Raw genomic sequence first — 26,108 nt, forward strand, 5'->3', positions numbered from 1 at the left:
GTTTCTGGCTCGGGTGTTGGCGTGGTCGGTGTCAAGGGCTCATCAGCGGTCCGGAGCGCTGATGGCAATCTCAAAGTCTGATCTCGTCCCAGGTGACGGCTGACCAGAGTTCGACCCGCGCTGTCCAGGTCCGGTATCTGTCACCGAATGTCCAGGGTTGTTGTCACGGATCGGCCACGGCCAGGGATGTGGGCACGTGGCGAGTCGTTGCAGGAGCTGGAGGCGATCCTGAACGGCTATTCGGTCATAGAGCAGCACTGCATGACGGGAACGGCGATGGATGCGTTCTTCCGTGATCTGGCGGCTGCCTTGGGAGCATCGAGTGAGGCACTCCCGCACTCTGGACCCAGACCAGCCGGCGGCCGCGACGGCCGGCAAATAGGGCAGATACTTCTGGTGGAAGTGCGCCTCGGTCGCCGTGACCTTACGCCCGAAAGTCGAACATCGCCTCGCCCCGGTCAGGTACGGCACCGACCTTCGACTGTTCAACAGCGGCGTCAGACCATGGACCGAAGCGTAAGAAGCCAGATCCTTGGGTTGCGCCCTCGCCGACCGGCTCGGCGTGCCGTTTCATTTTCGCAAGTCCGGACGAACCCGGCCTGGACCTGCCTCGCCTGGTGTAGGTGGGCCGTGCTGTCGGTGTGAAGTGTGATTGTCGTGGGCAACGAATTACTGGGATGCCGACCAGTTTTCGGTGTGACCGATGAACAATTCGGTGACCTCGACAGGCCACCGAGGCTTGTCCACGAGATCGAATTCCGCGCAGTACCGCAGGGGAGGCAGCTCGGTGTGGTCGCAGGAGTGATCAGCGACATGGGAGAACTCGCCGACGACGCTGCCGAACATGGCCGCGCTACCGGTGAGGAACAGCGTCTCGGCGTACACGCGGTGCTCGAAGCGGTCCAGGTTCTCGCGGTATCCAAGCTGCGGATAGTCCTGTTCGGCACGGATCCGTATGGCCTCGTCGGACACGTTCACCGTCTGCGCACGACCCGCACCGAGGTGACGGCGGATCTGCGGCCAGACCGAGTGGCGTAGTTGCAACGAGTGGTGCACGAGAACCAGATCCAACGGTGCCAGGTTCGCCTGCCAATCCACGGCGTCGTCAGCCATGGCATTGCGCCGAATAGGGAAATACAGGATCGAGCGTGGGGATCGGGCGAGTAGTTCCCACAAGCCGGCGAACTGCCAGGCCGTTGTCCGGTCCACACGCAGGTGGAAGCAGCCATGCGCATCGCGCAGTGTCGCGTGAACAGGAATGGGGCGCGGTTGGATGATCCGGTAGTTCCTGGTACCGAACTGGACCCGGTGGACGGTGAGACGAAGCTTCATGGCCATCCCACCCGGCAGCCCGTACCGCAGAATCACCCCTCTACCAGGCGACATCTCGAACATCGTTGGATTCTAAGCGATTACTACCGGGACCCCATTACAGAAACCTTCCATCGATCTCGATGGTTCGATGAACATCGAACTGCGGAAACACTCCGAAGCTGTCCGGCCATCCTCTTCGAAGCTGACCCGCCTGTAGGTGGGGGCCGTCGCGCTCGAATGACCCGGAGGGAGTATCGAGCCCGCCCGCTCAGCGATAGCCCGCCAGACCGTCCGCCAATTCCTCCCCATCACCGTCCCGGTGGGCGGCGAGGGCCTGCTGCAGAGCGAAGGTTCCGCGGATCGCGGCGATGCGGGTGGTCGTTTCGCGATCGTCCCAGCCCCCAAGTGTGAGTACGCGCCCCAACAGGGAATCGCCGTAGCCGGCACCGATGGCCGCGAGATCTTCGGCAGGGTCACCGAGCGTGACCTCGTCCCAGTCGACCACCCCGCTCAGACTCGGGAACCCGTCGCTGCTCTCCCACAGGACATTCTCGGGGCCGAGGTCACCATGCACCACCGCCGCAGTGAGGTGGGGAAGGTCTTCGAGTACGCCGAGTTCCCGTTCGGCTCGCCGACGCCCACCAGCGGACATCATCCCGAAAAGCTCGGCGCGGACATCCACCGCGAACCGCCGCCACCGGTCTTCCGGAGCCGGCAGTTCCGCGCGCGCACTGTCGTCGGCGCCGGCTCTGGCCAGACCGGCCAGCAGACCCACGTACTGGCCTGCGACCACATCGGCCATCTGCGGATCCTCGAGCACATCAGCCGTCAACGGTGTTCCGGGAATACGGCTCATCACCAGGAACGGCGGCTCGTCGACGCGGTCTGTGCCGCTTTCCTCCAGCGGGTCCGGCGTGCGGAAACCGAGGTCGATTCCAGCGAGAATACGTAGAACGGCTGCTCGCCGCGGCAGCCGGGCTGCCGCGGCGTCGGTACGAGGTAGACACACGACCCGATTCGGGCCGATCACCACCAGATGGAACTGCCCCTCGCGAACATCGAACTCCTCCGGTTCGGCATCCGGCAGCAACCGGCTCAACAGGACCCGATGCGGTCGATGCGCCATCTCCAAGGTACAAACCCCTCTCTCGTTTTGTTCATCTCCGCTAGCTGACCTGCGTGCTGGCCAAATCTCGCCCCGGCTGCTAGTGCCTCGTCAAGCAACGTTGGGTAGGTAATCCGGGCGCCGGATTGTGGAGTTGACTGCGAACTCTCGTTTGGGTCGGGCGCGCTGGTTGTGCCAGCGGATGTAAGCACCGATCGCGGCGTCCTGTTCGTGGTGGCTTCGGTGGTCGGTGCCGTTCAAAGCGAAGTACCGCAACGCGGCGAACTCCGATTCGATCCAGTTCAACCAGGACGAATACGTCGGCAAGAACACCAGTTCCACATTGTTCGCTGCGGCCCAGTCCCGAACCTCGGCCCGTTTGTGCGGGGAGAAGTTGTCAGCGATGACGTAGAGCTTCTCGCCGGGCCAACGAGCCCGCAGGGTCTTCAGGAATGCCAGGAACTCGATCCATCGTTTCCGGTCCCGGATCCGGTAGTGAATACGACCGGTGGCCAGGTCCAACGCACCGAGCAGGTGCCGCACCCCGTGGTCGCGATGGTAGGTCGCACGCAACCGTCTGGGTTTGCGGGCGGGAAACCAGCCGCGGCCCGGCCGGGGTTGCAGGTTCAATGGCCCGAACTCGTCGACACAGATCACTCGCCCGTCGGCGGGCGGGTGATCGTAGAGATCGAGGATCCGGTTCATCTTGGCGGTGAAGTGGGGGTCGGAGCCGGCCTTCCAGGTTTTGGTGGCCTGCCACGACACGCCCTGCTCGCGCAAGATCGTGCGCAGTGTCTCACGGCTGATGTCAGCGATCTTGCTGGTGACCAGCATGTCCCGCAGTTTCGTCAGGCTCCACGTCGAGAACGGCCGACCGAGGTCGCGGGGGCAGCACCGGGCGATGCAGGCGATGCGTTCACGCGTCGCCCGATCCACCTTCGGCGGCCTGCCCCCGCTCCATTTTGGGTCCAATGCGTCGAACCCCCGTTCGTTGAAGTCGTGGATCACTTGCCGCACATATGCTTCCGAGACCTGCATCAACCGTGCTATCGCCGGGACCGGTTGATGCTGCGCCGAGGCCATCACCACGATCGCGCGGCGGGTCCTGATCGGTTGCTTGCTCGTCTTGGTGATCTTCTGCAAGCGACGCCCCTCGTCCGGGGTCACCTCCCGCACGAATACTTCCGGTTTCCGGGCCAACGAAACCACCTCCACCGGCAGCATCACCGTCGGCGGCCAGACGATCAAACCGACACCCGGATTACAGCCGCAACCTATCTGGACGAGGCACTAGACACCTGTGCGGAGACTTGTCCGTGGGCGCGGTTGGTATCGGCTGGGCGGAACCCGGCAACCGAGCGCAACGGAGGCAACATTTATGAGCACAAATCATGCCTTATCGGTCATCATCGGCGGCGCCTCCGGAATCGGCTGGGCGACATCGTCATCATCGCCGACCTCGACGGCGACGCCGCGCAGACCCGTGCTACCGAACTCGGCCGACCCGCGAGCGGCCACTGCGTACAGGTCACCGACGAGAACAGCATGCGCGCCCTCTTCGACACCGTCACCGCGCAGCACGGCCCCGTCGACACCGTCGTCGACTGCGCCGGAATATCCCGGCCCGGCACCCTCGCCGACTTGTCCCTTGACGACTGGAAAGCCACCGTCGATGTATGCCTCACCGGCGCGTTCCTCGCGGTGAAAGAAGCCGCACGCAGCCTGCGCGACAGCGGATCAGTAGTGCTCGTCGCCTCCCTCAACGGCCGCCAGCCCGGAGTCGCGATGGGAGCGTACTGCTCGGCCAAAGCCGGGGTGCTCATGCTCACCGAGGTCGCCGCTATGGAACTTGCACCCCGCGGCATCCGAGTCAACGCGGTCAATCCCGGATTCGTGCACACACCGCTCACCCACGGCGCGACGCTCGTCCCGGGCCTCGTCGAGGAGTACGTCGAGAACACGCCACTCGGACGCGCCGGAACACCCGCGGACATCGCGCAGACGATCGGATTTCTGACCTCTCCCGCAGCCGACTGGATGACCGGCGCAGCCGTCGACCTCAACGGCGGCGCACACACTAAACGCTATCCGGATATCGTGGCGCGTATCGCGGATATGGCGGCCGATGCGTCGTGAGCCGAGCCCTGGAGCAGCCGACCGTTGTCTACACGGAACCGGGCGGGTGAAACCGCGAAGGGTGCACTGCTGCCCGGCATCACTACCTTGGAGCGGCTGGTCGCGCTCCGATGCCTCTATCACAAAATCCGCAGCGAGCCCGCGCGCAACTGCGCCTGGTGCGAGTTCGACCTCCATCGGCCGATGGAGGTCGAACTCGCTATGCTCCTCCCTGGTTATCTGTGGTTTTTGATAGTGACTCTGGATGCGATCGGGAGGTTGGATGGAATCATCACATTCATGTTTTGATGCGCATATCGTTGTATCCATCTTTAAATTTTGAGCAATGGCTGCTGATTGTGGGAGCTCGGTCGCTCGGTACTCGGTGACGAACCACTCTTGCCGAACCGGGACAGTCGAGTGAGGTACGGGATCCGGGCTCCCCTACCCCGGGTGTGAGTAGTTGGGGTGCAGGAAGGGGTCCCGGTAGCACTGACGAAGTTTTGGTCGAATATAGCCGTGAACTGCTCTGACCCGGTTTATCCGGCTCGGATGTGGGGGTGGTCAGTGTCGAGGTCTCATCAGTGGTCCGGCCGCTGGCACTCTCAAAGCTCGACCTGCCTCGCCACCCCAGTCGACCGCGTTGGCGACGAGGACGTCGATATCGCCCCAGCGCTCGGTGACCGCTCCCACCGCCGCGGTTGCGGCATCGGCGAGCCGCAACGGGACAACCATCGCCTCTCCGCCGGCTGCCTCGACCGACGAGGCCGTCGTCTCCGCGCCCGCGCGGTCGGTGTTGTAAGTGATCGCCAGCCGGGCTTGCTCGGCCCCGAATGCGCGAGCCGTCGCAGCGCCGATGCCTTTGGAGGCTCCGGTCACCAGAACCACACGCCCCTTCATTCCCGTATCCATGTTTCTCCGATTCCCGTTGTTGCAGGCTTGCGCGCGCCCGCTTGGAGGTTGTTGCAGGAGTAGTTGCTCAGCTCGACGGTTGCAGCCGTCGGCCGATCGAGGTGGCGAGTGCAGTGGCGGCTTTCAACGCGGCGGCTCGTGATGCCTGGTGAGCGTCCTTGAACTCGGCCAGGAACGGGACGTGCAGTGCGTTGGTCAGTTCCGTATGGATGAAATGCAGATCCGCGAGCCCGAGTGTCTCGAAATAGGCCCGCAGGTAGGGCTCCTGGTAGTCGTGGGCTGCACGTGGTGTTCCCGGCGCGTACGAGCCGCCCCTGGCGGTGACCACGACGGCAGTCCGCCCGGCCAGCGGCAGCCAGGGAAAGGAGATCTGGTCGATCCACGCCTTGAGCGTCGAGGGGAGTGAGAAGTTGTACATCGGGCTCGCAACCAGCAGCACATCGGCCGCCAGCAGTTCCTCGATCAGCGGCCGGCTCACCGCCCAACTTCTCTCCTGTGCTGGGGATCGCACCGCACTGGACATGTCGGCCAGCTTCCGGATCCCTGTTGCGGATGCCTGGATCGCGATCTCGGTGCGAGCCTCGTCGACCGGCGGCACGGGATCGGCACCCAGATCCCGGTAGGTGTAGTCACCGCCGGGATGTCCGGTGCGCCACTCGGCGGCGAACACTGCCGAGACTTCGCGGGAGAAGGATTTCCTTCTGGGACTGGTATCAATGTGCAGCAGATGCGCCACGGTGTCTCCGTTCGAATTACATAGCCGGCCATATAATAGCCGACTGTACAATAGCCGACTATGGAACTGCCTTCTCGATCAGGCCGCGACACCGCTCGCGACGTCGGCCCCATTGGCTACGCTCTCGCTCTCGCCGCGCGCGCACACCGGGCCGATCTGACGCAGCGGCTCGCCCGGCTCGGGCTGCACCCCGGCCAAGAGCTCATCGTGGTCGACCTCCACGAGAACCCAGGATCGACGCAGGCAGAGCTGGTGGAGCGCATGGGTATCGAGCAGCCCACGATCGCCAAGACCATCAGCCGCATGGAGCGTTCCGGCTTCGTGAAGCGGACCCACGACGACTCCGACCGGCGGGTGATTCGACTGCGTCTGTCCGCGCAGGGACACCAGGCGGTCGAGCCGGTGCGGGTCGCGTGGCGCGACGCCGAAACCGTGGTCACCAACGGGCTCAACGGGGCCGAACGCCGCCAACTTGTGAGTCTGCTGCGAAGGATCGGTGAACTGTGATTGCCGGACCAGGTGGTTAGAACAGGGTGTCGCGGACCCGCAACGGCCGGTAGCCGGGGGTAGGGGCGATCCGGTGGTAGGTAGCTGGCTCGGTGAGCGGTGTTGTGCTGTGGGTGATTTCATGTCGCAGTGATCGACAAGGACGGCTATGGCCGGTTCCGGGCGTTGTCTCGGGAGGATCTGGAGCGCTACTGCTATCTGGACGACGAGGACCGCAAGCTGATCGCTGCTCGGCGGCGAGCTGATACCCGATTGGGCTTTGCCCCGGCGGCACCGTGCCCATGTCCACTGGGCAGATCCCGACCGCCTGAATGCCCTCCAATCGGCGCAGGGCCTTGACCGTCCCTTTCCACGACGGCCGGAACACGCCCTTGCGCAAACGCTCCAACTCGCTGATCTGATGTTTGGCGTCGTCCGGGCTCTCCAGCAGGCGCACCAGCGCCAACGCCGTTCCAGGCCCGACCCGCGCGGTGAACTGCGCCCACAGTCGCTTCTCCGCCGCAGCCCGAACGAGGTAGGCGGACCCCAGCAAGATCGTTCTCACCGGGATTTCCCGTACCTCAACTACTCACACCCCTACCCCACCACCCGCCGGGCCTCCATAGAGTTCTCGCTCCGCCATCAGGTACCGCAGTGGCGGAAGCCGATAGTGTGTAGCGTCGCGCCTCGTCTCCCCCGAGGTCGGATCTGTGGGGGTCGAGACGGTGCTCTATCGAGGCCCGGCTCCCCCTTGAGCCATCGCGAACCTGCGCAGTGTGGTCGATCCTGTCGAGCGCGCGAACCGACAGTTGGTCGAAGTGCCGGACTTCTCAACTGAGCCCTTGGGGGTCGCCGCAGTATTCGCCGAAAATCGGGCGGATATGGCATAGCTCCTGGTGGGTGAGTTTGCGGTTGGCCTGCGGCGCACGATGTTTGGTGGTTGGCCTAGCGACCGATGAGGTTGGTCGGCGTGCTGGAGGCTGGGGTTCGTGGCGACACGGGTGTTCGCGGATGAGGAACTGGAGCGTCTGCGAGGGTTCCCGGAGATCAGTCGCGACGAATTGTTTCGGTTCTTAGCGCTCACCCCTGCTGACGTGGCGTTCGTCGACCCCGGCCGCGGTCGTGGACCGGCGGACCGGCTGGGACTTGCTCTCGTGCTGTGCACGTTGCCGCGGCTCGGCTTTGTGCCCGACAGGTTGACCTCAGCGCCTTCCGTGGCGGTGGTTCGGTTGGATGAAAAGTTGAATGTCGATGCGGCAGAGCTTCGTTCGTATGGCAAGCGAGCCAAGACCAGAACCGAGCACGTGCGCCTGGTGGCGCAGTATCTGAGCTGGCGGTCGGCCGGGACGATAGAGCTGAAGGAGCTCGACGAGTTGTTGCTGGCGCGGGCGCGGGCGCATGATCCGCCAACACTGCTGTTCCGGCTGGTGTGTGAGTATCTGATCTCGGCGCTTGTGATCCGGCCGGACCCGGTGACAGTCGTGGAGCGTGTTGCTCACGCCCGCCCGCAGGCCCAGGAGCAGACCTACGATCGGCTGGCGCACCAGCTGACAGCCGAGCGGTGCGCCGAATTGGATGCGCTGCTGGTCACCGACCCTCGATCGGAACCTCCCGGTTGAAGTGGCTCTCGACCGGGCCGGTGGAAGCCTCGGCGTCGGCGGTGAAAGCCGAGGTCGAGAAGCTGGGGTTCCTGCGGCGATTGAGTGCGGATGAGCTGGATATGTCGGTGCTGCCCGCCGAGCGGCGGCGGTTCCTGGCCACGATGGGCCGCCGCCGCGTGCTCGGCAACCGGGTCCAGCTCGCGTCGCGTTCGGGATTGCGCGGTACTGGCAAGCTGTGGGGCTGAGCTCGCCGGAGTTGGTCAGCGACGATGGTGACCAAAGCTCTTGGCGCGGCGAAGGTTTCCTCGGCGGTGATGCCTTGGCCGCCGATCGCTGCCCAGGCGAAGTCGCCGAGCACGATGCTTTCCTCGCGGCGCCGCTCATCGAGGGGAAGCAGTTCGGTCAACACCGCGCGGAAGGCTTCACGGGGTGTGGCCTCTGCGCCGAGTGCGGTCCATCGTTGCGCGGATCGAGGGAATTCGGCATCGAATTTCGGGTCGTTGACCTGACCGTTCAAGGACATCGCTTCAGCGCTCACCAGCCGGCAGAACACCCGTGGGGACGCAAACATTACTCTGCCGTGTTCGGCTTCTTCTCGCGGTTCATCTCACCGGTGCGGAGGCAGGAACAGCGTCGAAGACGATGTCTGTCCTGTCGGTAACCTTGCACCCAGGCGGCACTGTGACAGGAAGTCCACCAGGCAAGGAGCGTGAGCTCTTCACGCAGTTGTAGTCGAACGAGCCGGTTCAGGCGTCGTGTCGTGTTTGAGTGCACGGCCGGGAAACCCGTGTCGACGTGCGCCGATGACGATCGCGAGGGTCGGGATCACGAGCGCGAGGGTGATCCAGCTCAAGGAGGGGGTTCCCAGCGCGCTGAGGGCGATGCCGCCGATGATCCCGCCCGCGGCGATCCCGATGTTCCAGCACGTTGTGAGGAGTGCTTGTGCTACGTCGCCCGCAGTACCTGCGGCATCAGCGATCGCGGTCTGCAGCAGAGTTGAGGTACCGCCGAATGCGAGTCCCCACAGTGCCGCGCTGGCATACACGAGAGCCGGGATGCCAGAGAATACGCTCAGAGCAAAGGCAGCCGCGGCCAGGAGCGCGCAGGCCAGGATCATGAGCGTGCGCAGGTGCCGATCGATGAGGACGCCGGTGATCCAGATGCTCAGCAGCGAGACCAGACCGAAGGTGAGTAGTACCGAATCGACCTCGCCCGTCATGCCGAGCGGGGCGAGGAATGGCGCAATGTAGGTGAAGAGGATGTTGTGTGCGAACACGAACGTCAACGTCACGACGAGGATCGGAGCGACGCCCGGCAGGCGGAACGTGCTGGCCAGCGGGAGCCGGGCGTCTGCGTGCTGGCCGGGGAAGTTCGGAACGGCTGCGATGACCCACACGATCAGCGCGAGTGTCGCCACTGTGATGATCCCGAAAGCGAATCGCCACTCGACGACTTTCGCCAGGAACGCTGCCGCAGGAACTCCGACGGAGAGCGCAACGGTCCCGCCGGCCATCGCGATGGCCATAGCCTTGCCGCGTTGGTGCGGGGGAACCATCCGCCTCGCGTACCCCGCCAGAAGCGCCCAGAGCAGGCCGCCGACGATCCCGCCGAGGAATCGGGCCGCGAGTGTGAAGGAGAAGTTGTCGGAAAGTGCTGTGACCGTGTTGGCGACAGCGAACCCTGAGATCGCGAACAGCAGCAGGTGCTTGCGCTGCCAGCCGATCGTGGCTCTTGTGAGCGGAACTGCTCCGAGAATTGCCCCGATCGCGAAGATGGTGATGCTCTGCCCCGCAGCGGCCTCACTCACTCCCAGGTCGCGACTCATCTGTGGCAGCATCCCGGCGGGCATGGTCTCCGTCAGGAGGGTGATGAACCCTGTGGCAGCCAGGGCCAGCAGGCCCGCGAATGGGAACCGGGTGTCAGCCGGAGAAGGTGGTGGTGAGGTGTCTGTTCGTGTCATATCCTTATCATCGATGTCTGACATTAATGTGAGGGTCAAGTTCGGCTGTATCGCGGCCCGGACGCGAGGGGTGTAGTGATGAAGATCGGTGAGCTCTCGCAGCGCACGGATACGCCGGTGCGTCTGCTCCGCTACTACGAGGAACAGGACCTGATCCATTCCGAACGGCTCCCGAACGGGTACCGGGATTACGAGGACTACGTCGTCGACCGGGTGCTGCAAGTCCGGGGCCTGCTCGATGTCGGACTGCCCACCCGGATCATCAAGCAGATCCTGCCCTGCCTGAACAGTTCACGGGCGATACACCTGCCGTACGTCACCCCAGAGATGATCGCGACACTCGAACGCGAACGCGACCGAATGGCAGAGAAGATCGAATGCCTCACGAAGAACCACCGAGCCATCAACGGCTACCTCGAGGCTGTGAGCCACGAGATCCGAGCCTCGTAACAGAACATACGGAGATTACTGGCGTCACAACGACATGCGCCCACACTTCTCCACCGTGAACCAGCGCATGACAGTGAAGGACGACCCCTCCCGCAGGCCCGGTAACCGTTGTTCCCGGCCGTAGCTGCCGGTTCACGTTCACCTAAATGCGTTGAGGCGGGCACGACACAGCCGGACGATGCCGGGATCCCCGTGTACGGGGGACGACGCAGGGTGCCGGGCCTGCGCCGAGAGGAGCTCGCCCAGCTCGGCGGGGTGAGCGCCGGCTACTACACCCGCCTCGAACAGGGACAGAGCCCCAAAGCCTCGGACGCCGTTCTCGACGCCGTCGCCCGCGTCTTGCGGCTGGACGAAGCCGAACGTGCTCACCTGTACTCGCCGGCCACCTCGACTTCGACGCGCCGAACCGGCCCAGCGACCGCCCCAACATCGGCCGCATGATGTTCCTCGACCCTCATACAACTGAGCTCTATGACGACTGGCCCCGCAAGGCCCGGTCCACCGTCGCCGACCTGCGATTGATTGCCGGACAGCACCCCGGCGCGCCGGCTCTGAGCAACCTCGTCGGCGAACTGACCCTCGGGAGCCCCGAATTCGCGAAACTATGGGCCGCCCACACGGTGGGAGACTGCGGCGGTACCGTTCATACCCATCACCATCCCATCGTGGGCACCATGGCACTCATGACCGAGTTCATGACCCTGCCGAACGACGAGGGACAGCGTGTGGCGGTGTTCAACGCCGAACCGGGCTCACCCTCCGAAGCCGCCCTACGAATCCTTTCCGATCCGACCGACACCAGCACGCCGGTCGGCGCTGCGAGAGTCTGTATATGAGTGAACCCCTACCGTCGGACGTGGTCACCACGCTGGAGACCCTGCTACGTCCCGACGACCAGCTGTACGCCGCGGTGCGAGCGCAAATTCCCCACGCCCGGATTCAGTCCCGATGTGGCTGTGGTTGCGTGAGTGTGAACTTCGAGCTGGACACGACCGAACTCACCCCGGTCCGGGTCGACCCTCCACGACACCCGATCATCGCGGAAGCCGACATCATCGGTCCCGAGGACGACAGCCCCGGCGAGATACTCCTTTTCGTCAGCGGCGGGTACCTCTCCAGCTTGGAAGCGTGTTCCTGGGGTGACGGCCCGATCACTGCCTGGCCACCCCCGGAACAACTTCGCGTTGTCGACCGGCGCTCCCAACCGCCCACCGAATAACGATAGTTGTCCGGCGGCGCCCCCCAGAAGATCGAACAGCTCGGTGTCCCCGAGGTAATCCCGCATCACCAGCCCTCTCACGGTACTGTCGGCGAGCCCTTCCAGCGTTGTGGCGCTGTCGGAAGTCACCGGAATCGCGGTCGAACTCTTTTAGCACCCAGGGGTTCCGGTAGTAATCGCGCGAAAACAACGAAGTTGCCTTGACCAGCGGTGATAATTATTTCGGGCTGCGGTGCATGGTAGTTGTTGCTTGGCTCGGCTGCTTTGAAGCTCTCGCGAGAGCAGCGTCGTCGATCGCTGCGCGGTGCAGCCGGTCTATCTGCCGAAGGATCTCGGTTCGGCGCTTGGCCGACTTGATCCATTTCGGCAGTCGCTCAACCACTGTGTGTCTGATCCCGCCGTCGTCCCACGGTGCGTGTTCGCGCAGGGATGCTTGGACATAACGCCTGATCAGAGCAAGATGTTCGAAGTTGTAGGCCCATAGCCACCCGTGACGGGTCTCGGCTCGCAGATACAGTGGAAGCGCGAAATACGGATCGGTCGCGGTCGAGCCCGCACCGACCATGAAGTAGTAGCCGCGGCTGGGTTCGGTCCGCGCCAGCCCACAATGGCCGCACGTCAGCCGATGCGCGAGAAACTGTCGATATGGGCGACCGGCGGGCTCGGGCGGCGGTGTCACATGTGCGGTCTTGTTGCACTGCGGGCACTGCACCAGCATGTCGTCCTCGAAGTCCACCAGCATGTGGCGATTGTCGAAGAAACGTTCCGGGGGCATGCGCCGAGTGTGCGGCACGGGCTGCCCGGCGAATCCTCCCAATCGCGGCACGACCCGGACCCACTCGCATCAGCCCAGGTCGATGGTGTTCCGTAGAGGTGTTCCGGAACCTGTTCCGTTCAACTCAACCTCCGCTATCCGACACAATCCTGAGCATGGGTGAGCCGATCCGGGTGGGATACTGCCGCAGCGGCGCCATCCCGCCTCGGACCTGATGCTCAGCTGCTGCCGTCTCGGCACATCGAACTGACATCGCTGCTGGTCAAAGCAACTTCGTTGTTTTTCGCGCGATTACTACCGGGCCCCCAGCCTACGAGGTTCATCAGTACGCACTCGGCCGGCGATCGGTCATCGACTGGGTCCCCGTGTCCGAGTTCCGCTGTTCGGATCCAACTCACCCATATCTTTCTCCCAGTCCGAATTTCGGGTTTGCGTCGAGTGTCTCCTTCGAGGTTGTCCGTTTGGTGGTGACATTCCGATGACTATACATAGTTTGATGCGCATATCTAGATAACCGCTTGTTTTAAGAGGATGGTCGGGGCGATGTTCGCGGACTGGTCCGCTCGCCGAGAGACCCTTCCGAGCCGGTCGTTTCTCGCGGAATGAGACCGATGCCGCGCCGCGCAAACCCTACCGATCAAGGGCCACTACCCCGGCATCCGGGCCACGGTGGCCGCCGGGAGATGCGGACGCTTCGGCGCGATTCCGGTGTCGCGCCGCTAGTCTGGTGCGAGCGCCGCGAGGACCGACAGCGAACAGGAGACAATCCGATGAGCCCGGTGAACCGCCGCCGATTTCTGACCACCAGCGCGGTAGCAGCCGGTGCTGTCGCACTCGGGGCGGGCCGCGCCGCCGCCCGCCCCGCTCCCCCGGTCGAGATCGCTCCGCTCGGACCCGACTTCTTGTGGGGTGTCGCATCCTCGGGCTTCCAGTCCGAAGGCCGTGCGCCGGACAGCAACTGGACCCGCTATATCGCGGCGGGGAAAACCGAGGACCCCTATCGCGATTCCGTCGACTTCTACTCCCGCTACCGATCCGATATCGCGCTGGCCGAGCGTCTCGGGGTCCGCTCCTACCGGATCGGAATCGAATGGGCACGGGTGCAGCCGCGGCCGGATGACTGGGACGAGGAGGGGTTCGGGTTCTACGACCGGGTCATCGAGACTATCCGCGCCGCGGGTATGCGCCCGATGCTGACCCTGGACCACTGGGTGTACCCGGGCTGGCAGGCAGATCTGGGTGGCTGGCGGCGCGCCGGAATGGTCGACGACTGGCTTGCCAACGCCCGGAAGGTGGTCGATCGATACGCCCGGCACGATCCGCTGTGGATCACCTTCAACGAGCCCGCGGCCTATCTGATGAACGAAGTGCGCCACGGCGGAATCGGAGTGACCGATATACCCGCGATGCAGGATCGGATGGCTGCTGCACACAACGCGGTCTACGACCATATCCACCGGGTCCGGCCGGGTGCGATGGTCAGCAGCAACGTCGCCTACATCCCCGCGGCCGAGGACGCGGTGAACGGGGCGTTCCTCGCGCGGGTCGGCGCGAAGCTCGACTTCATCGGGATCGACTACTACTACGGGTTCTCCCCCGCCGGTGTGCTCGCTCAGCTACCCGACCCGAGCAAGCTGTGGACGCTGTCGTTGCAGGCAGAAGGTATCTACTACGCGCTCGACCACTACGCGAAGCGGTTCCCGGGCACACCTCTTTATATTGTCGAGAACGGTATGCCCACCGAGAACGGGAAACCGCGCGCCGATGGCTACACCCGCGCCGACCTCCTGCGCGATACCGTGTATTGGCTGCAGCGCGCGGCGGCCGACGGGATGAATGTGATGGGCTACAACTACTGGAGTCTCACCGATAACTACGAATGGGGTTCCTATACACCGCGATTCGGGCTCTATACCGTCGATGTCCTGAGCGATCCCGCGCTCACCCGTCGTCCCACCGACGCGGTGGCGGCCTATACCGCGATCACCGGCGGTGGCGGAGTTCCGAGTGATTACCGGCCGACCCGAGGGCCTGCGGCCTGCTCGATCGTCGACGGGCTGACCAGCTGCATCGATCAGGTCATCGTGCCGCGTTGATCCGCAACACGATGACCTGATCGGAGAGTCCGTTCAGCCGACCTCGACGGGCGTCGCCCGCGGTAGGACCGGGCTTCGCGGCCCCGGTGAGCACAGGCTCATCGCCGCTGGTGCGACACCGACCAGGATTCCGTACGGCGAATCGATCCAGATCGCGAGCAGGATGCCTGTCGCACCCAGTATCGCCGAGCCCCACGACTCGACCCGGTGAACGCATCGGCCCAGCGTGAGCTGCGGCGCGCGTTCGACCCGCGCGGGATCCTGAATCCCGGCGTGGCGTTGTGACCTGTTCGGCCCGGTCCGGTGCGGTGCCGGGGCGAGCCGGACGTGCAAGACTGGCCGGGTGAACGGGGAGAAGGAAATCCGCGCAGACAGCACTCGCTCCGCCGGCGCCACCCGGGCGCCCGATCGCGGGGAGGTCTTCGGCTCCGGAGTGCTGTGGTTGGCGAAATGGGCGGTATGCGTGATCGCGATCGCGGCCGGGGCCTGGGTTCTCGGGTTCCTGGCCGCCCGGTTGTGGGTGGTGCTGCTGCCGGTGCTCCTCGCGATCGTGGTCTCCACGGTGCTCTGGCCGCCGACCCGTCTGCTGGTGAAAGCCGGGTTACCACCGGCCGCGGCGGCCGCGCTCACGGTGGTCGGGTTCATCGGCGTGCTCGCGGGCGGTATCGCTCTGATCGTGCCCTCGGTGGTGGATCAGGTGCCCGAACTCTCCGACAAGGCCACGACGGGTATCAATACCGTCCAGGACTGGTTACAGGGCCCGCCGCTGAACATCCGGGACGAACAACTGAACTCGGCGGTCGACGCGGTGGTGTCGCGGGTGCAGTCCAGTGCCGAGCAGATCGCCTCCGGGGTGTTCACCGGGGTCAGTACCGCAACCTCGGTGCTGGTCACGATATTCCTGGTGCTGGTGATCTCCTTCTTCTTCGTCAAGGACGGGCCCCGATTCGTTCCTTGGATGCACAAGTTCACCGGTGGGCGCAGTGGCCGGCACTTCGAGGAAGTGCTGGTGCGGGTGTGGGATGTGCTCGGCGGGTTCATCCGCACCCAGGCGCTGGTCAGCTTCATCGACGCGTTCTTCATCGGCCTCGGGCTGGTATTGCTCGGAGTACCACTGTGGGGGGTACTCACGGCACTGACGTTCCTGGGCGGGTTCATTCCCATGGTCGGGGCTTTCGTCGCCGGCGCGCTGGCGGTGCTCGTCGCACTGGTGGGCAACGGGTTCACCACGGCCCTGATCGTGCTCGTGATCATCATCGCGGTCCAGCAGCTCGAGGGCAATGTGCTGCAACCGGTACTGCAGAGCCGCACCATGAAGCTGCACGCGGTGGTGGTCCTGCTCGCGGTCACCGGCGGCGCCACCCTGTACGGCATCACCGGAGCGTTCCTGGCGGTCCCGGTGGTGGCCGTAGCCGCGGTGGTGGTCCGCTATATCAGCGAACAGATCGACGTGGCGGTGGGGGAACCCGATCCGTCCGGGGAAAAGGCGACGGACCCCACCCCGTCCGAAGTGGACACGGAGAAAGCTGCGGAACCAGGGCAGTAGGCCCGTTCCTGACGGGCTGGTCACGGTACGCCGAGTAGGTTTTCGAGCGCGGCGATATGGGTTTCGAAGACCTGCGCGCGGTCGGTGAAAGTGTCGGCTCCGTACATATCGAAGACATCGAAGCTCACAGCCCCGAACAGCGTGCACCAGACGGTGAGGCCGCGCGCGAGCAACCAGTCCGGCACGTCCAGCTCGAAATCGGCTCGGATCCGAACGAAATCGCCGGCCAGCGGTCCGGCGGGAGCCGGCTGACCACCTGCCGGTGGCGCGAGTAGTCCGCGTCGGTGGGCTGCATCGAAGAGCCCCATCAGTGTCGCGATCACCCGGGTACCCGGAGTGACCGTGCGATCGGCCGGAGCCGCGTATCCGGGTACCGGGGTACCGAACAGCAGGCCGTACCAGGCGGGTTCGGCGAGCGCCCAGGTACGGACGGTACGGGCGGTGACCCGGAATTGTTCGATCGGGTCGTCGGGTGCGGTGGCGAGGGCGGCCTCGACGGCATCGCCCAGTGCGTCGTAGCCGTCGATCACCAGCAGGGTCAGCAGTTCGTCACGGCTGCGGACGTAACGGTAGACCGCCGAGGAGACCACACCCAGGTCGCGGGCCACCGCGCGTAACGACAGGGCGGCGGCGCCGTCGGTGGCAAGATGTTCACGCGCGATCCGCTTGATATCGGTCATGGTCTGGGCCCGGGCGCGGGCGCGGGGTGTGGTCATTCCTTCAGCCTGACCAATTACGAGAGCACTGTCAACAATAGTGAGCGTTGCTCCCGTCCAGCTATGTTAATGTTACCGCACGTCACTGCTGACCATCCGAACCAAGGAGAAGCCCCATGTCCGAGGCGGCCACGGATTTCGATGTCCTCATCGTCGGCTCCGGGTTCGGTGGCAGTGTCACCGCCCTACGACTGGTCGAGAAGGGTTACCGCGTCGGCGTCCTCGAAGCCGGCCGCCGCTACGCCGACGACGAACTGCCGAAAACCAGCTGGGAACTGCGCAAGTTCCTGTGGGCACCGAAACTCGGCTGCTACGGCATCCAGCGCATCCACCCGCTGCGCAATGTGCTCATCCTCGGCGGCGCCGGAGTCGGCGGCGGATCACTCAATTACGCCAACACGCTCTACGTTCCGCCGGAGCCGTTCTTCCAGGACCCGCAGTGGCGCGACATCACCGACTGGCGTGGCGAACTCACGCCCTACTACGAGCAGGCGAAACGAATGCTCGGCGTAGTACAGAACCCGCATATGACACCGGCGGACGAAGTCTTCAAACAGGTCGCCGACGATATGGGCGTCGGCGAGACTTTCGTACGGACACCGGTGGGAGTGTTCTTCGGCGAACCCGGTGAAACGGTGGACGATCCGTATTTCGGTGGCGTCGGACCGGCTCGCACCGGATGCCTGGAATGTGGCGACTGCATGGTCGGATGCAAATTCGGGGCGAAGAACACTCTCGTCAAGAACTATCTGTATCTCGCCGAACAGGCCGGGGCGCAGGTGGTACCGATGACGACGGTGACCGAACTGCGGCCGCGAGCGGACGGCAGCTGGGTGGTTTCGGCGCAGAAGACCGGCGCCTGGGTACGCAAACAGCGCACCACCTACACCGCCCGCCAGGTCGTGGTGGCGGCCGGAACCCTCGGCACCCAGCGGCTGCTGCACGAGATGCGGGATCGCCGGGTACTGCCGGAGCTGTCCGACCGTCTCGGCCTGCTCACCCGCACCAACTCCGAATCGATCGTCGGCGCTGCCACCAAGAAGCTCGCGCCCGGCCAGGATTTCACCCGGGGCGTCGCGATCACCTCATCGATCCACCCGACCCCCGACACCCATATCGAACCGGTGCGCTACGGCCGGGGTTCCAACGCGATGGGGTTGCTCCAGACCCTGATGGTCGACGGCGGCGGCCGGATCCCGCGCTGGCTGCGGTTCCTCGGGACCGCGCTGCGCCATCCGCTGCTGATGCTCAGTTTCCTCAGCGTTCGCAATTGGAGTGAGCGCACCATCATCTCGCTGGTGATGCAGCATCTCGACAACTCCATCACCACCTACACGACCCGCGGACTCTTCGGCCGCAAGCTCACCAGCAAGCAGGGTCACGGCGAACCCAATCCGACCTGGATCCCGGCGGGCAACGAGGCCACCCGCCGGGTCGCCGAGCAGATCGGCGGGACCGCGGGCGGAACCTGGGGTGAGGTGTTCAATATCCCGCTCACCGCACATTTCCTCGGCGGTGCCGCGATCGGCGCCGATCGCGACTCCGGGGTGATCGACGCGTACCACCGGGTATTCGGCTATCCCACGCTGAGTGTGGTGGACGGGGCCGCGGTATCGGCCAATCTCGGCGTGAATCCGTCGCTGACCATCACCGCGCAAGCCGAACGCGCAGCCGCGTACTGGCCGAACAAGGGCGAACAAGATCCCCGGCCCGCGCCGGACGCACCGTACCGCCGGATCGCGCCGGTGGTGCCGAAATCCCCGGTGGTCCCCGACTCGGCGCCGGGTGCGCTGCGTTTGCCGATTGTGGCAGTGAACGATCCGGCGGCCGGCTGAGCCCGGACTTCAGCCCTTGAAGTAGACCAGCTGGTGACTGGTCGCCAGCAGCGTGCCGTCGCGACCCCACAGCTGAGCATTCTGGTCGAAGTGTCCGTGCCCGAAGCGGTTCGCGCGGGCCCGGCCCAGCAAGTACTCCGTACCCTGGTCGGCCAGTTCCTCCGCCGTGGCATGGAAGTACACGGTGAGCGAGATGGTGCCGGCCGGGAGATAACGCCCGCGCCGCAGGAACACTCGCGGGTAGAACGCGTCCGACATGGCCGTGAGCGAGGCGAAGTCGATCGGCCGGGCCGGACTGTCGCGCAACCACAGCGTGCTCACCGAATCCGGGTTCTCCGGAATCTCGGTGGTGGGCTCGATATCGGGCACGGCCCCGGCAACGAACCGCAGCTCGTAATTGTGGCCCCAGGCGATGAAATCCGGGAAGATCTGCGGAACGGCTTCGCCGGGCCCCGGCACCGACGGCATGGTGAGTTCCAGATCCGACCAGGTGTCGCGACGGATCCCGAATACGGCGGTCGCCGTGGTGGCGACCGCGCCGTCCTGGGTGAGTTCGAGTAGCCAGTGCTGATTCGTGCGGTTGGTGCGGACCGGGCGCGCCGTGATCTCGAAGGGCCCGTCGGCGATCGGTCCCGCGTAATTGACGGTGAGCGACAGCGGGTCGCCCAGTCGTTCGGGATGCCGTTCCACCGCCCGCAACAGCGCTGCCGCGGTGACTCCCCCGAACGGACCGACCATATTCGCGTAATCGGGGCAGGTGTGACCGGCCAACTGGTGCGCCTCGGTGTACTGCACGGCGATCGCCGTATCGAAGGGATGCGTCGACGCATCGATCCCGGTCACAGATCCTCCTGGAGATTCGGCCGTTTCCGGCGGCGAAGTAATCATAAGTATGACAACATACATAGTAATCGCAGGCAAGAGGGAGCAGCTATGCCACGACCGAAGGATCCCGACGGGCCCCGGGCGGCCATGATCAACAGTGCGATCTCGCTCATCCGGCGCCGCGGCGTCGCGGCCGTCTCGTTCACCGATGTACTCCAGGCCAGCGGCGCGCCACGCGGCTCGGTGTATCACCACTTCCCCGGCGGCCGCGCCCAGCTGATCACCGAGGCAACCGAGGCGGCGAGCAGCCGGATCACCGCCGGGGTCACCCGAGCGCTCGGCGCTCCCCGATCGTCGGCGGCACTGCGGGTGCTCGCCGATATGCTGGCCCGCGGGCTGGACGAGAACGACTATGCGCTCGGCTGCCCGATCGCCGCCGCGGCACTGGGCAACGAACCCGGCGCCGTCGCGGCGGCCGGATCGGCATTCGACAGTCTCCGCGAACTCGTCGCCGCGAAACTCGTGGAGGACGGGGCGCGTCCGGAACGGGCCCGGTCCATCGCCCTACTGGTGATCAGCTCGCTGGAAGGCGCCCTGATCGTCGCTCGGACCGAACGCGGACCGGCCGCACTCGATACGGTCGTCGACGAGCTGAGCGAGATCTGCCGGATCGCGGTCGAAGAAGCGTGATCCGAAGGTGGTCACTCCACCGCCCGGGTCTTGATCGCGTCCCGCGAGATGAACACGTCGTATTCACCGGGCGTCGCGATCACGGCATTCCCGTATGCCGAGCGCACGAACGGCGAGGTGAACCAGCGGTCTTCGCTCATATCCTCGAAGAAGTCGCGATCTCCGCCGTTGAGGAAGATATGGTTCTGCGCGGTGGCCACGCCGTCGAGCCGCTGCCCGTACAGCCGCGACACCTTGTACCCGGAATGGAACCCGAGCGCGTTCACCCAGGGCTCGAGCTCTACCAGTTGCGCCTGCAAGACCCACATATCGCCCTCGACCCGATGCGTTGTGCGCTCGGTGGTACCGCCGTCCTCGTCGAACAGCGTCAACTCCACCTCGAGTTGATGCTCCGAACCCGATACCGGCGCCACCACCACATGCGCCGCCCGCACCTCCCCCGTCAAACCCAGGTAGGTCTGGACGAGCGTCGCGACCCACAGCACCGATGCCGCGGCGGCCAACAGTAGGGCGCCACCGGCACCACGGGCGATCAGTGCTCGCGGCCCCCTCTTACGAAATGCGATCAACGCCGAAACCAGCAGGGCCACGCCGAGGATGATCGCGATGATCGAACCTGCCTGCAACACCCCGAAATCCACCGGGTAACTCATGCGCCGGTTATACCCCGGTAGCGCGAGATGTCACCCACGAACCGGGTTTTCGCTCCGCTCCGGTAAGCGAGCGCGAAACCGGCCCCTCCGATACCTGCCATGATCTCCTACCACGCCAGGATCCGGCAGATCTCGGATTCGGGACGCCGAGGCGAAGATCCCCCACGTCAGCTCCCGCTCTCGTATGTTGGCGGTACACGAGATCGAAAGGTGCGAAGGTGACAGAAGTCAGTGCGGACTATGTGATCGTCGGGTCGGGATCGGCCGGAGCCCTGCTCGGGGACCGGCTCAGTTCGGATCCCGGCCGCTCGGTGATCCTGCTCGAGGCAGGCCCGGCCGACAAGGACAAATTCATCCATATACCGGCCGCGTTCTCCAAGCTCTTCCGCACCGCCTACGACTGGGACTACCTCACCGAACCGCAACCGCAGCTCGACAACCGGCAGATCTACTGGCCGCGCGGGAAGACCTTCGGCGGGTCGTCCTCGCTCAACGCGCAGATGTGGGTGCGCGGTTTCCGCGCCGACTACGAGGAGTGGTCCGCCGCCGCCGGCCCGGAATGGGGTTTCGACAAGGCTGTCGAGCAGTTCCGTGCGATCGAGGACGTCGAGGGTGCCACCAGCCCCGACCACGGCACCGGCGGGCCCCTGCACATCTCGCGTCAGCGCAGCCCGCGGCCCTCGACGGCGGCCTATCTCCGGGCGGTGACCGAACGCGGTTTCACGGTGGAGGAACCCAATCTGCCCGAGCCGCAGGGGTTCAGCCAGACGTTGGTCAACCAGTACAAAGGCCGACGCTGGAGCACCGCCGACGCCTATCTGCGCCCCGCGCTGAAACGGCGCAACTTTCAGGTGTTCCCAGAGGCCACTGTCACCCGGGTGCTGTTCGACGGTGACCGCGCCGTCGGTGTCGAGTACTCGCGGGGCGGGCGGACCGAGAAGGTGACGGCCCGTAAGGAGGTCGTACTCTGCGGCGGCGCGATCAACAGCCCGCAACTTCTCATGCTGTCCGGGATCGGTGACCGCGCGGAACTCGAGAGGCACGGGATCGAGGTGCGCCATCACGCGCCCGAGGTCGGCGCCAATCTGCAGGATCATCTCGTCACCGGGCTCGGATACGGGGTGAGCGCCGATTCGCTGTTCGACGCCGAGAAGCCGGCCCAGCTGGTCAATTATCTGCTGCGCCACCGCGGCATGCTCACCTCGAATGTCGGTGAAGCATACGGTTTCGTCCGCAGCCGGCCCGAGCTCGAACACCCCGACCTCGAGCTGGTCTACGCGCCCGCACCCTTCTACCACGAGGGTTTGATCGACCCGACCGCACACGGCGTCATCCTGGCGACCGTCCTGCTGCGCCCACACAGTCGCGGCACGATCACCCTGACCTCGAAGGATCCGCTGGCCAAACCGGTGATAGATCCGAAGTACCTCTCCGACGAGCAAGGGATCGACCGGGCGGCGTTGATGACCGGTTTGCAGCACTGCGCGGATATCGCCGAGACCGCGGCAATGAAGGAGATCCTCGGCCCCCTCTGCTACCCGCCGGACGCACCCGGCGACGGAGCCGCGGCGACGACCCGGGCGCTGGCGCTCAACGGTTACGCCCACACCCTCTACCATCCGGCCGGTACCTGCCGGATGGGGTCGGACGAGGACAGCGTGGTGGATCCAGAACTCCGGGTCCGCGGTGTCCAGGGGTTACGGGTCGCCGACGCGTCGATCATGCCGGTCCTGGTGCGTGGGCATACACACGCGCCGAGTGTGTTCATCGGAGCCAAGGCCGCCGATTTCCTCACCCGCGGATGAATGCACCACCGGCTCGCACGCGCTGCGAGCCGGTGACAACCGGATCCGCCGGCCGCCGGACCGGAAGACGCTCACCGGGCTGCACCTCGGACGGATTCCGAACCCCGGCACCCCACCGCGTTCACCGATCGGCGGCCAGCACCGCCGCGAGTCCTTCTCGCAGGTCCTCGACGAAATACTCGGGGACCTCCAGCGACGGGAAATGTCCCCCGGTTTCGGGCGACCTCCACCGGACGATCTGCCGGTACCGCTCCTGCGCCCAGGGACGTGGACACTTCTCGACGTCGCGGGGATACATAGTGAGTGCCGACGGGACGTCGACCCGGAGTTCGGGGTCCAGCGAGTTGTGGCTTTCGTAGTAGATGCGGGCCGCCGATGCGCCGGTCCGCGTCAGCCAGTACAGGGTGACGTCGTCCAGAACGCGGTCTCTGGAAATCGTCTCGAACGGGCTGTCTTCGGTATCTGTCCACTCCGCGAACTTGTCGAGGATCCAGGCGAGAAGCCCGACCGGTGAGTCGACGAGCGAATAGCCGATGGTCTGCGGTCGGGTCGCCTGCTGCTTCGCGTACGCCGCGCGGTGACGCGTCGGCGATCCACCCCAGAAATCGCGGCTCTCCTCGATCCATTCGCGCTCGACCGCTGTCAGCCCGTCGATTGTCAGCCCGGGCGGTGCCGCCGCGAAAGTTGTGTGGATTCCGAGAACGTGCGTCGGGAACCTGCCGCCGAGGACGGTGGTGATATTGCCTCCCCAGTCGCCGCCGTGGGCGACGAACTTGTTGTAGCCGAGCCTTCCCATCAGTTCCACCCATGCGGCCGCGATCTTTTCCGTTCCCCACCCGGTGGTGGCCGGCTTGTCGCTGTAACCGAAGCCCGGTAGCGACGGGACCACGACGTGGAACGCCGGCGCGTCGGCCTCTTTCGGATCTGCCAGCTCGTCTACTACATCGATGAACCGAACAATGCTGTCCGGCCAGCCGTGCGTCAAGATCAGAGGCGTGGCATCTGCGCGCCCGGATCGGCGGTGCAGGAAGTGGATTCCCAGATCATCGATGGTCGTGCGGAACTGGCCGATTCGGTTGAGGTGCTCTTCGAACGACCGCCAGTTGTACCCGGTGCGCCAGTAGTTCACGACATCGACGAGATCGGCGAGAGGAACGCCCTGTTCCCATCGGCGCGGGTCGGGTGCGGCGCGATAGACCGTCTCGGCCTCCGGTAGCCGCGCCGCGGCTAATCGCGCGCGCAGATCATCCAGGTCGGCGTCGGTGGCGTGGGCTTCGAATGGTTGCACGTCGCTTGTCGGGCGGGGCATGAGACCTCCTGGCCATCGGGAGCCGGCGACAACTGATCGCGAACCGGCTTAGACGGTTCTAACACGTCCAGATGCCCGTCGGCAACCTGCTAAGGTGGTTCCATGCGTGCCGAGTTCCCCGACTTTCGCCTCGGTAGCGTGCTTGCGACCAGCTTCACGGGGACTCTGTCGGAGCGTCATGGCGACGCTGTGGAGCGCATTCCCACGCCGCAGCGACTCGTCGACTGGCTGGCCGTGAGCGGCCTGGCCGTGGACTCCTGCACCACCGCCCAGCTCGAACTCGCTCGGGAACTGAGGGAATCAATTCACGTCGCCGCGACAGCCACAGCGACCCGAGACGCTCTCCCCGCGCCTGCTGTCCAAGTCATCAATGACCGCAGCATTCGGGGTCGGGCGGCGGCTGTCCTGACGCCTGAGGGCAATCGTCGATGGCGACTCAGCTCGGATTCCTGCATAGAAGATGCCCTGAGCGTGATCGCAGCCGACGCGATCAGCATCATCGCAGGTGAACGAGACGGAAAATTGGCCTTGTGCGCATCGCCGACCTGCCGAGCCGCCTTCTTCGACACCAGTCAGAGTCGCACCCGCAAATGGTGTGACATGAACACGTGCGGGAATCGCCAGAAGAAGGCACGCTTCAATGCCAGATCGAGGCCGCCGCGATGACCGATCGGCTCATCCACAGGGGTATCCCACCACAGCGGGTGCACCAGGAGAATACCGCCGCGACCACCCTGCAGAATGCCCGTGACAGCGCACCAATCGTACGCGCGCTCGGCGCCCGGGACGCCGTCCTGAGGACCTAGCAGGACCATCTCGGCCGCCGGTATACCGGTGACGGCCATCGAAATTGTGCGTCCGGCCGCGATTCCCGGGCCGGGCGTGCGAAATTCAGGAATCCTGTGGAATTCCCAGGGCAGCGCTCAGCGTCGGCCAGCTACGGTGCAATTGCACTTCGAAATCCGGCCAGGAATGCATTCCTTCGGGCAGGTAATCCACGACGGCGGGGATACCCAGTTCCGTGAGGCGGCCGGCGAATCTCTCCGTACACAACCGGGCCCCCGATTCCAGCAGCGATCCGCCACCCAGCAGAACCGCCAGGATCTCCGGGCTGTCACCGATGGACATCAGCGCCGCATCGCTCGGAGTCCCGTCGGCCACCGAGACGTAGATCCGGGTGCCCCGCAATTTGTCCGCCCCCAGCATGCTGTCGTGCGCGAGCCATTCCGGCGAAGCGGGTGGACCGAACAGGTTCTCCGGATTACCGCCACGCGAGGCGACAGTCATGGTCGTCACCGCGCGGCCGAGCTGATCGGAGGTGGAATAGCAACCGCTCATCCCGGCCACACCGTTGTAGAAGCCCTGATGCCGCTGGGCCAGCATCATCGCCGCCTGCGCACCCATGGACACACCGGCGATGGCGCGGGTGCGGTTGGAGCCCAGATACTTCTCGACGATGGGTGGCAGTTCCTCGGTGAGGAAGGTTTCCCAGCGATTCAGCCCGAGCGCGGCGTCCACCCGGATCCAATCGGCGTACATACTCGCCGTACCACCGGTCGTCAGGACCACATCGACCGGTTTTTCGGCGAAGAACTCCGCGGCTCCGGTATGGGTCAGCCACCCCGAAGTCGGACCGCCGTCCACGCCGTCGAGCAGGTACAGCGTGGGCCGGGGCGCCGGACCGGAACCGACCAGCGTATCGATCGCTATCTCGCGCCCCATGGCGACCGAACGGATATGTAACCGGATCCGCCGGTCGTCGAGCACCTGAACGCGCAGCAATTGTGCGACCGACTGCGACTCACTCGCGGCGGGGGCCTCCGGTGCCACCGGAGGCGAGGCCGGAGCCGCGGCAGCCGGGGCCAACGTACCGGCGACCGCGCTCACCACCGCAAGGACTGCCAAGACCGGAACAGGTGATCTCATCTCATACCTCGCAGTAACGCTCACACACCGGCCC

The 26,108-nt window shown here is 65.2% G+C and carries 26 protein-coding genes and 2 pseudogenes; 16 read left to right on the top strand and 12 right to left on the bottom strand.

Features of this window, described 5'->3' with window-relative positions:
- Positions 1–669: 669 nt before the first annotated feature.
- The 3 genes from OG405_RS11255 to OG405_RS11265 all read right to left on the bottom strand — a co-directional run bounded on the left by OG405_RS11255 (position 670) and on the right by OG405_RS11265 (position 3,595).
- On the bottom strand, positions 670–1,386 hold the full coding sequence (locus tag OG405_RS11255) for a hypothetical protein (protein ID WP_327151570.1): 717 nt from the start codon (positions 1,384–1,386) through the stop codon (positions 670–672).
- A gap of 196 nt (positions 1,387–1,582) precedes the next feature.
- A complete protein-coding gene (vph, locus tag OG405_RS11260) occupies positions 1,583–2,440 on the bottom strand; it encodes a viomycin phosphotransferase (protein ID WP_327151571.1) in 858 nt (285 codons plus the stop codon).
- Between the two features lie 90 nt (positions 2,441–2,530).
- Complete coding sequence (locus OG405_RS11265; protein WP_327151572.1) at positions 2,531–3,595, bottom strand: IS630 family transposase; 1,065 nt, start codon at positions 3,593–3,595, stop codon at positions 2,531–2,533.
- Here OG405_RS11265 and OG405_RS11270 point away from each other — a divergent pair.
- Positions 3,485–4,555 (top strand): SDR family NAD(P)-dependent oxidoreductase, encoded by a 1,071-nt coding sequence (locus OG405_RS11270; RefSeq protein ID WP_327151573.1) that lies wholly within the window; start codon positions 3,485–3,487, stop codon positions 4,553–4,555. The two genes, OG405_RS11265 and OG405_RS11270, sit on opposite strands and share 111 nt — an antisense overlap.
- A gap of 543 nt (positions 4,556–5,098) precedes the next feature.
- Here the strand turns inward: OG405_RS11270 and OG405_RS11275 are convergent.
- Entirely contained in the window at positions 5,099–5,434 is a 336-nt protein-coding gene (locus OG405_RS11275; protein WP_327151574.1) for an SDR family NAD(P)-dependent oxidoreductase, read from the bottom strand.
- 79 nt (positions 5,435–5,513) lie between these two features.
- The gene (locus tag OG405_RS11280) at positions 5,514–6,182 is read right to left on the bottom strand and encodes an FMN-dependent NADH-azoreductase (protein WP_327151575.1); all 669 of its coding nucleotides are present in this window, start codon (positions 6,180–6,182) and stop codon (positions 5,514–5,516) included.
- A 60-nt stretch (positions 6,183–6,242) separates the two neighbouring features.
- On the opposite strand from OG405_RS11280, the gene OG405_RS11285 reads away from it, so the two are divergent.
- From OG405_RS11285 to OG405_RS11295, 3 genes and pseudogenes are all read left to right on the top strand, one after another.
- Positions 6,243–6,689 carry a MarR family winged helix-turn-helix transcriptional regulator gene (locus OG405_RS11285; protein WP_327151576.1) on the top strand — a complete coding sequence of 149 codons (447 nt, stop codon included), beginning with the start codon at positions 6,243–6,245 and terminating at the stop codon, positions 6,687–6,689.
- Positions 6,690–6,818: 129 nt separating this feature from the next.
- Positions 6,819–6,953, top strand: a pseudogene (locus OG405_RS29165) (DUF4158 domain-containing protein); the annotation flags it as partial.
- A gap of 704 nt (positions 6,954–7,657) precedes the next feature.
- Positions 7,658–8,442: pseudogene (locus OG405_RS11295) on the top strand (DUF4158 domain-containing protein); the annotation flags it as partial.
- A 545-nt stretch (positions 8,443–8,987) separates the two neighbouring features.
- On the opposite strand, the gene OG405_RS11300 reads toward OG405_RS11295, so the two are convergent.
- Positions 8,988–10,268, bottom strand: coding sequence for an MFS transporter (locus tag OG405_RS11300; protein WP_327151578.1), 1,281 nt, complete (start codon positions 10,266–10,268; stop codon positions 8,988–8,990).
- 39 nt (positions 10,269–10,307) lie between these two features.
- Here OG405_RS11300 and OG405_RS11305 point away from each other — a divergent pair, with 39 nt between their 5' ends.
- From OG405_RS11305 to OG405_RS11320, 4 genes are all read left to right on the top strand, one after another.
- Positions 10,308–10,679, top strand: coding sequence for a MerR family transcriptional regulator (locus OG405_RS11305; RefSeq protein WP_327151579.1), 372 nt, complete (start codon positions 10,308–10,310; stop codon positions 10,677–10,679).
- Between the two features lie 213 nt (positions 10,680–10,892).
- Positions 10,893–11,120 (top strand): helix-turn-helix domain-containing protein, encoded by a 228-nt coding sequence (locus OG405_RS11310; protein ID WP_327151580.1) that lies wholly within the window; start codon positions 10,893–10,895, stop codon positions 11,118–11,120.
- A complete protein-coding gene (locus tag OG405_RS11315; RefSeq protein WP_327151581.1) occupies positions 11,117–11,515 on the top strand; it encodes an MmyB family transcriptional regulator in 399 nt (132 codons plus the stop codon). The genes OG405_RS11310 and OG405_RS11315 overlap by 4 nt, the downstream gene beginning before the upstream one ends.
- On the top strand, positions 11,512–11,898 hold the full coding sequence (locus tag OG405_RS11320) for a hypothetical protein (RefSeq protein ID WP_327151582.1): 387 nt from the start codon (positions 11,512–11,514) through the stop codon (positions 11,896–11,898). The genes OG405_RS11315 and OG405_RS11320 overlap by 4 nt, the downstream gene beginning before the upstream one ends.
- Positions 11,899–12,115: 217 nt before the next feature.
- Here the strand turns inward: OG405_RS11320 and OG405_RS11325 are convergent, their stop codons facing one another.
- The gene (locus tag OG405_RS11325; RefSeq protein ID WP_327151583.1) at positions 12,116–12,673 is read right to left on the bottom strand and encodes a hypothetical protein; all 558 of its coding nucleotides are present in this window, start codon (positions 12,671–12,673) and stop codon (positions 12,116–12,118) included.
- Positions 12,674–13,443: 770 nt separating this feature from the next.
- Between OG405_RS11325 and OG405_RS11330 the strand changes: the two genes are divergently transcribed.
- From OG405_RS11330 to OG405_RS11335, 3 genes are all read left to right on the top strand, one after another.
- Positions 13,444–14,769, top strand: a complete 1,326-nt coding sequence (locus tag OG405_RS11330) for a family 1 glycosylhydrolase (protein WP_327151584.1) — start codon at positions 13,444–13,446, stop codon at positions 14,767–14,769.
- Positions 14,770–14,976: 207 nt separating this feature from the next.
- Entirely contained in the window at positions 14,977–15,054 is a 78-nt protein-coding gene (locus tag OG405_RS29170; protein WP_442790747.1) for an FAD-linked oxidase C-terminal domain-containing protein, read from the top strand.
- Positions 15,055–15,112: 58 nt separating this feature from the next.
- On the top strand, positions 15,113–16,315 hold the full coding sequence (locus OG405_RS11335) for an AI-2E family transporter (protein ID WP_327151585.1): 1,203 nt from the start codon (positions 15,113–15,115) through the stop codon (positions 16,313–16,315).
- A gap of 20 nt (positions 16,316–16,335) precedes the next feature.
- On the opposite strand, the gene OG405_RS11340 is transcribed toward OG405_RS11335, so the two are convergent.
- On the bottom strand, positions 16,336–17,031 hold the full coding sequence (locus OG405_RS11340) for a TetR/AcrR family transcriptional regulator (protein WP_327151586.1): 696 nt from the start codon (positions 17,029–17,031) through the stop codon (positions 16,336–16,338).
- A 116-nt stretch (positions 17,032–17,147) separates the two neighbouring features.
- Between OG405_RS11340 and OG405_RS11345 the strand changes: the two genes are divergently transcribed.
- Complete coding sequence (locus tag OG405_RS11345) at positions 17,148–18,866, top strand: GMC family oxidoreductase (RefSeq protein WP_327151587.1); 1,719 nt, start codon at positions 17,148–17,150, stop codon at positions 18,864–18,866.
- Between the two features lie 9 nt (positions 18,867–18,875).
- Here OG405_RS11345 and OG405_RS11350 read toward each other — a convergent pair whose 3' ends face one another.
- Positions 18,876–19,709 (bottom strand): acyl-CoA thioesterase, encoded by an 834-nt coding sequence (locus OG405_RS11350; protein ID WP_327151588.1) that lies wholly within the window; start codon positions 19,707–19,709, stop codon positions 18,876–18,878.
- A gap of 90 nt (positions 19,710–19,799) precedes the next feature.
- On the opposite strand from OG405_RS11350, the gene OG405_RS11355 reads away from it, so the two are divergent.
- Positions 19,800–20,381, top strand: coding sequence for a TetR/AcrR family transcriptional regulator (locus tag OG405_RS11355; protein ID WP_327151589.1), 582 nt, complete (start codon positions 19,800–19,802; stop codon positions 20,379–20,381).
- A gap of 11 nt (positions 20,382–20,392) precedes the next feature.
- Here the strand turns inward: OG405_RS11355 and OG405_RS11360 are convergent, their stop codons facing one another.
- Positions 20,393–21,034 (bottom strand): hypothetical protein, encoded by a 642-nt coding sequence (locus OG405_RS11360; protein WP_327151590.1) that lies wholly within the window; start codon positions 21,032–21,034, stop codon positions 20,393–20,395.
- A 218-nt stretch (positions 21,035–21,252) separates the two neighbouring features.
- On the opposite strand from OG405_RS11360, the gene OG405_RS11365 reads away from it, so the two are divergent.
- Positions 21,253–22,839, top strand: a complete 1,587-nt coding sequence (locus OG405_RS11365) for a GMC family oxidoreductase (protein ID WP_327151591.1) — start codon at positions 21,253–21,255, stop codon at positions 22,837–22,839.
- 121 nt (positions 22,840–22,960) lie between these two features.
- On the opposite strand, the gene OG405_RS11370 is transcribed toward OG405_RS11365, so the two are convergent.
- On the bottom strand, positions 22,961–24,148 hold the full coding sequence (locus OG405_RS11370) for an epoxide hydrolase family protein (protein ID WP_327151592.1): 1,188 nt from the start codon (positions 24,146–24,148) through the stop codon (positions 22,961–22,963).
- A 102-nt stretch (positions 24,149–24,250) separates the two neighbouring features.
- On the opposite strand from OG405_RS11370, the gene OG405_RS11375 reads away from it, so the two are divergent.
- Together OG405_RS11375 and OG405_RS29175 are read left to right on the top strand one after the other, a co-directional pair.
- Positions 24,251–24,814, top strand: a complete 564-nt coding sequence (locus tag OG405_RS11375; protein WP_327151593.1) for a CGNR zinc finger domain-containing protein — start codon at positions 24,251–24,253, stop codon at positions 24,812–24,814.
- Positions 24,811–24,954: a hypothetical protein gene (locus OG405_RS29175; protein WP_442790693.1), complete on the top strand. Its 144-nt coding sequence runs from the start codon at positions 24,811–24,813 to the stop codon at positions 24,952–24,954. Before OG405_RS11375 ends, OG405_RS29175 begins: the two co-directional genes overlap by 4 nt.
- An 85-nt stretch (positions 24,955–25,039) precedes the next feature.
- Here OG405_RS29175 and OG405_RS11380 read toward each other — a convergent pair whose 3' ends face one another.
- Complete coding sequence (locus OG405_RS11380; protein WP_327151594.1) at positions 25,040–26,074, bottom strand: alpha/beta hydrolase; 1,035 nt, start codon at positions 26,072–26,074, stop codon at positions 25,040–25,042.
- Positions 26,075–26,108: the final 34 nt, after the last annotated feature.

The organism is Nocardia sp. NBC_01329, assembly GCF_035956715.1.
Lineage (GTDB): Bacteria > Actinomycetota > Actinomycetes > Mycobacteriales > Mycobacteriaceae > Nocardia.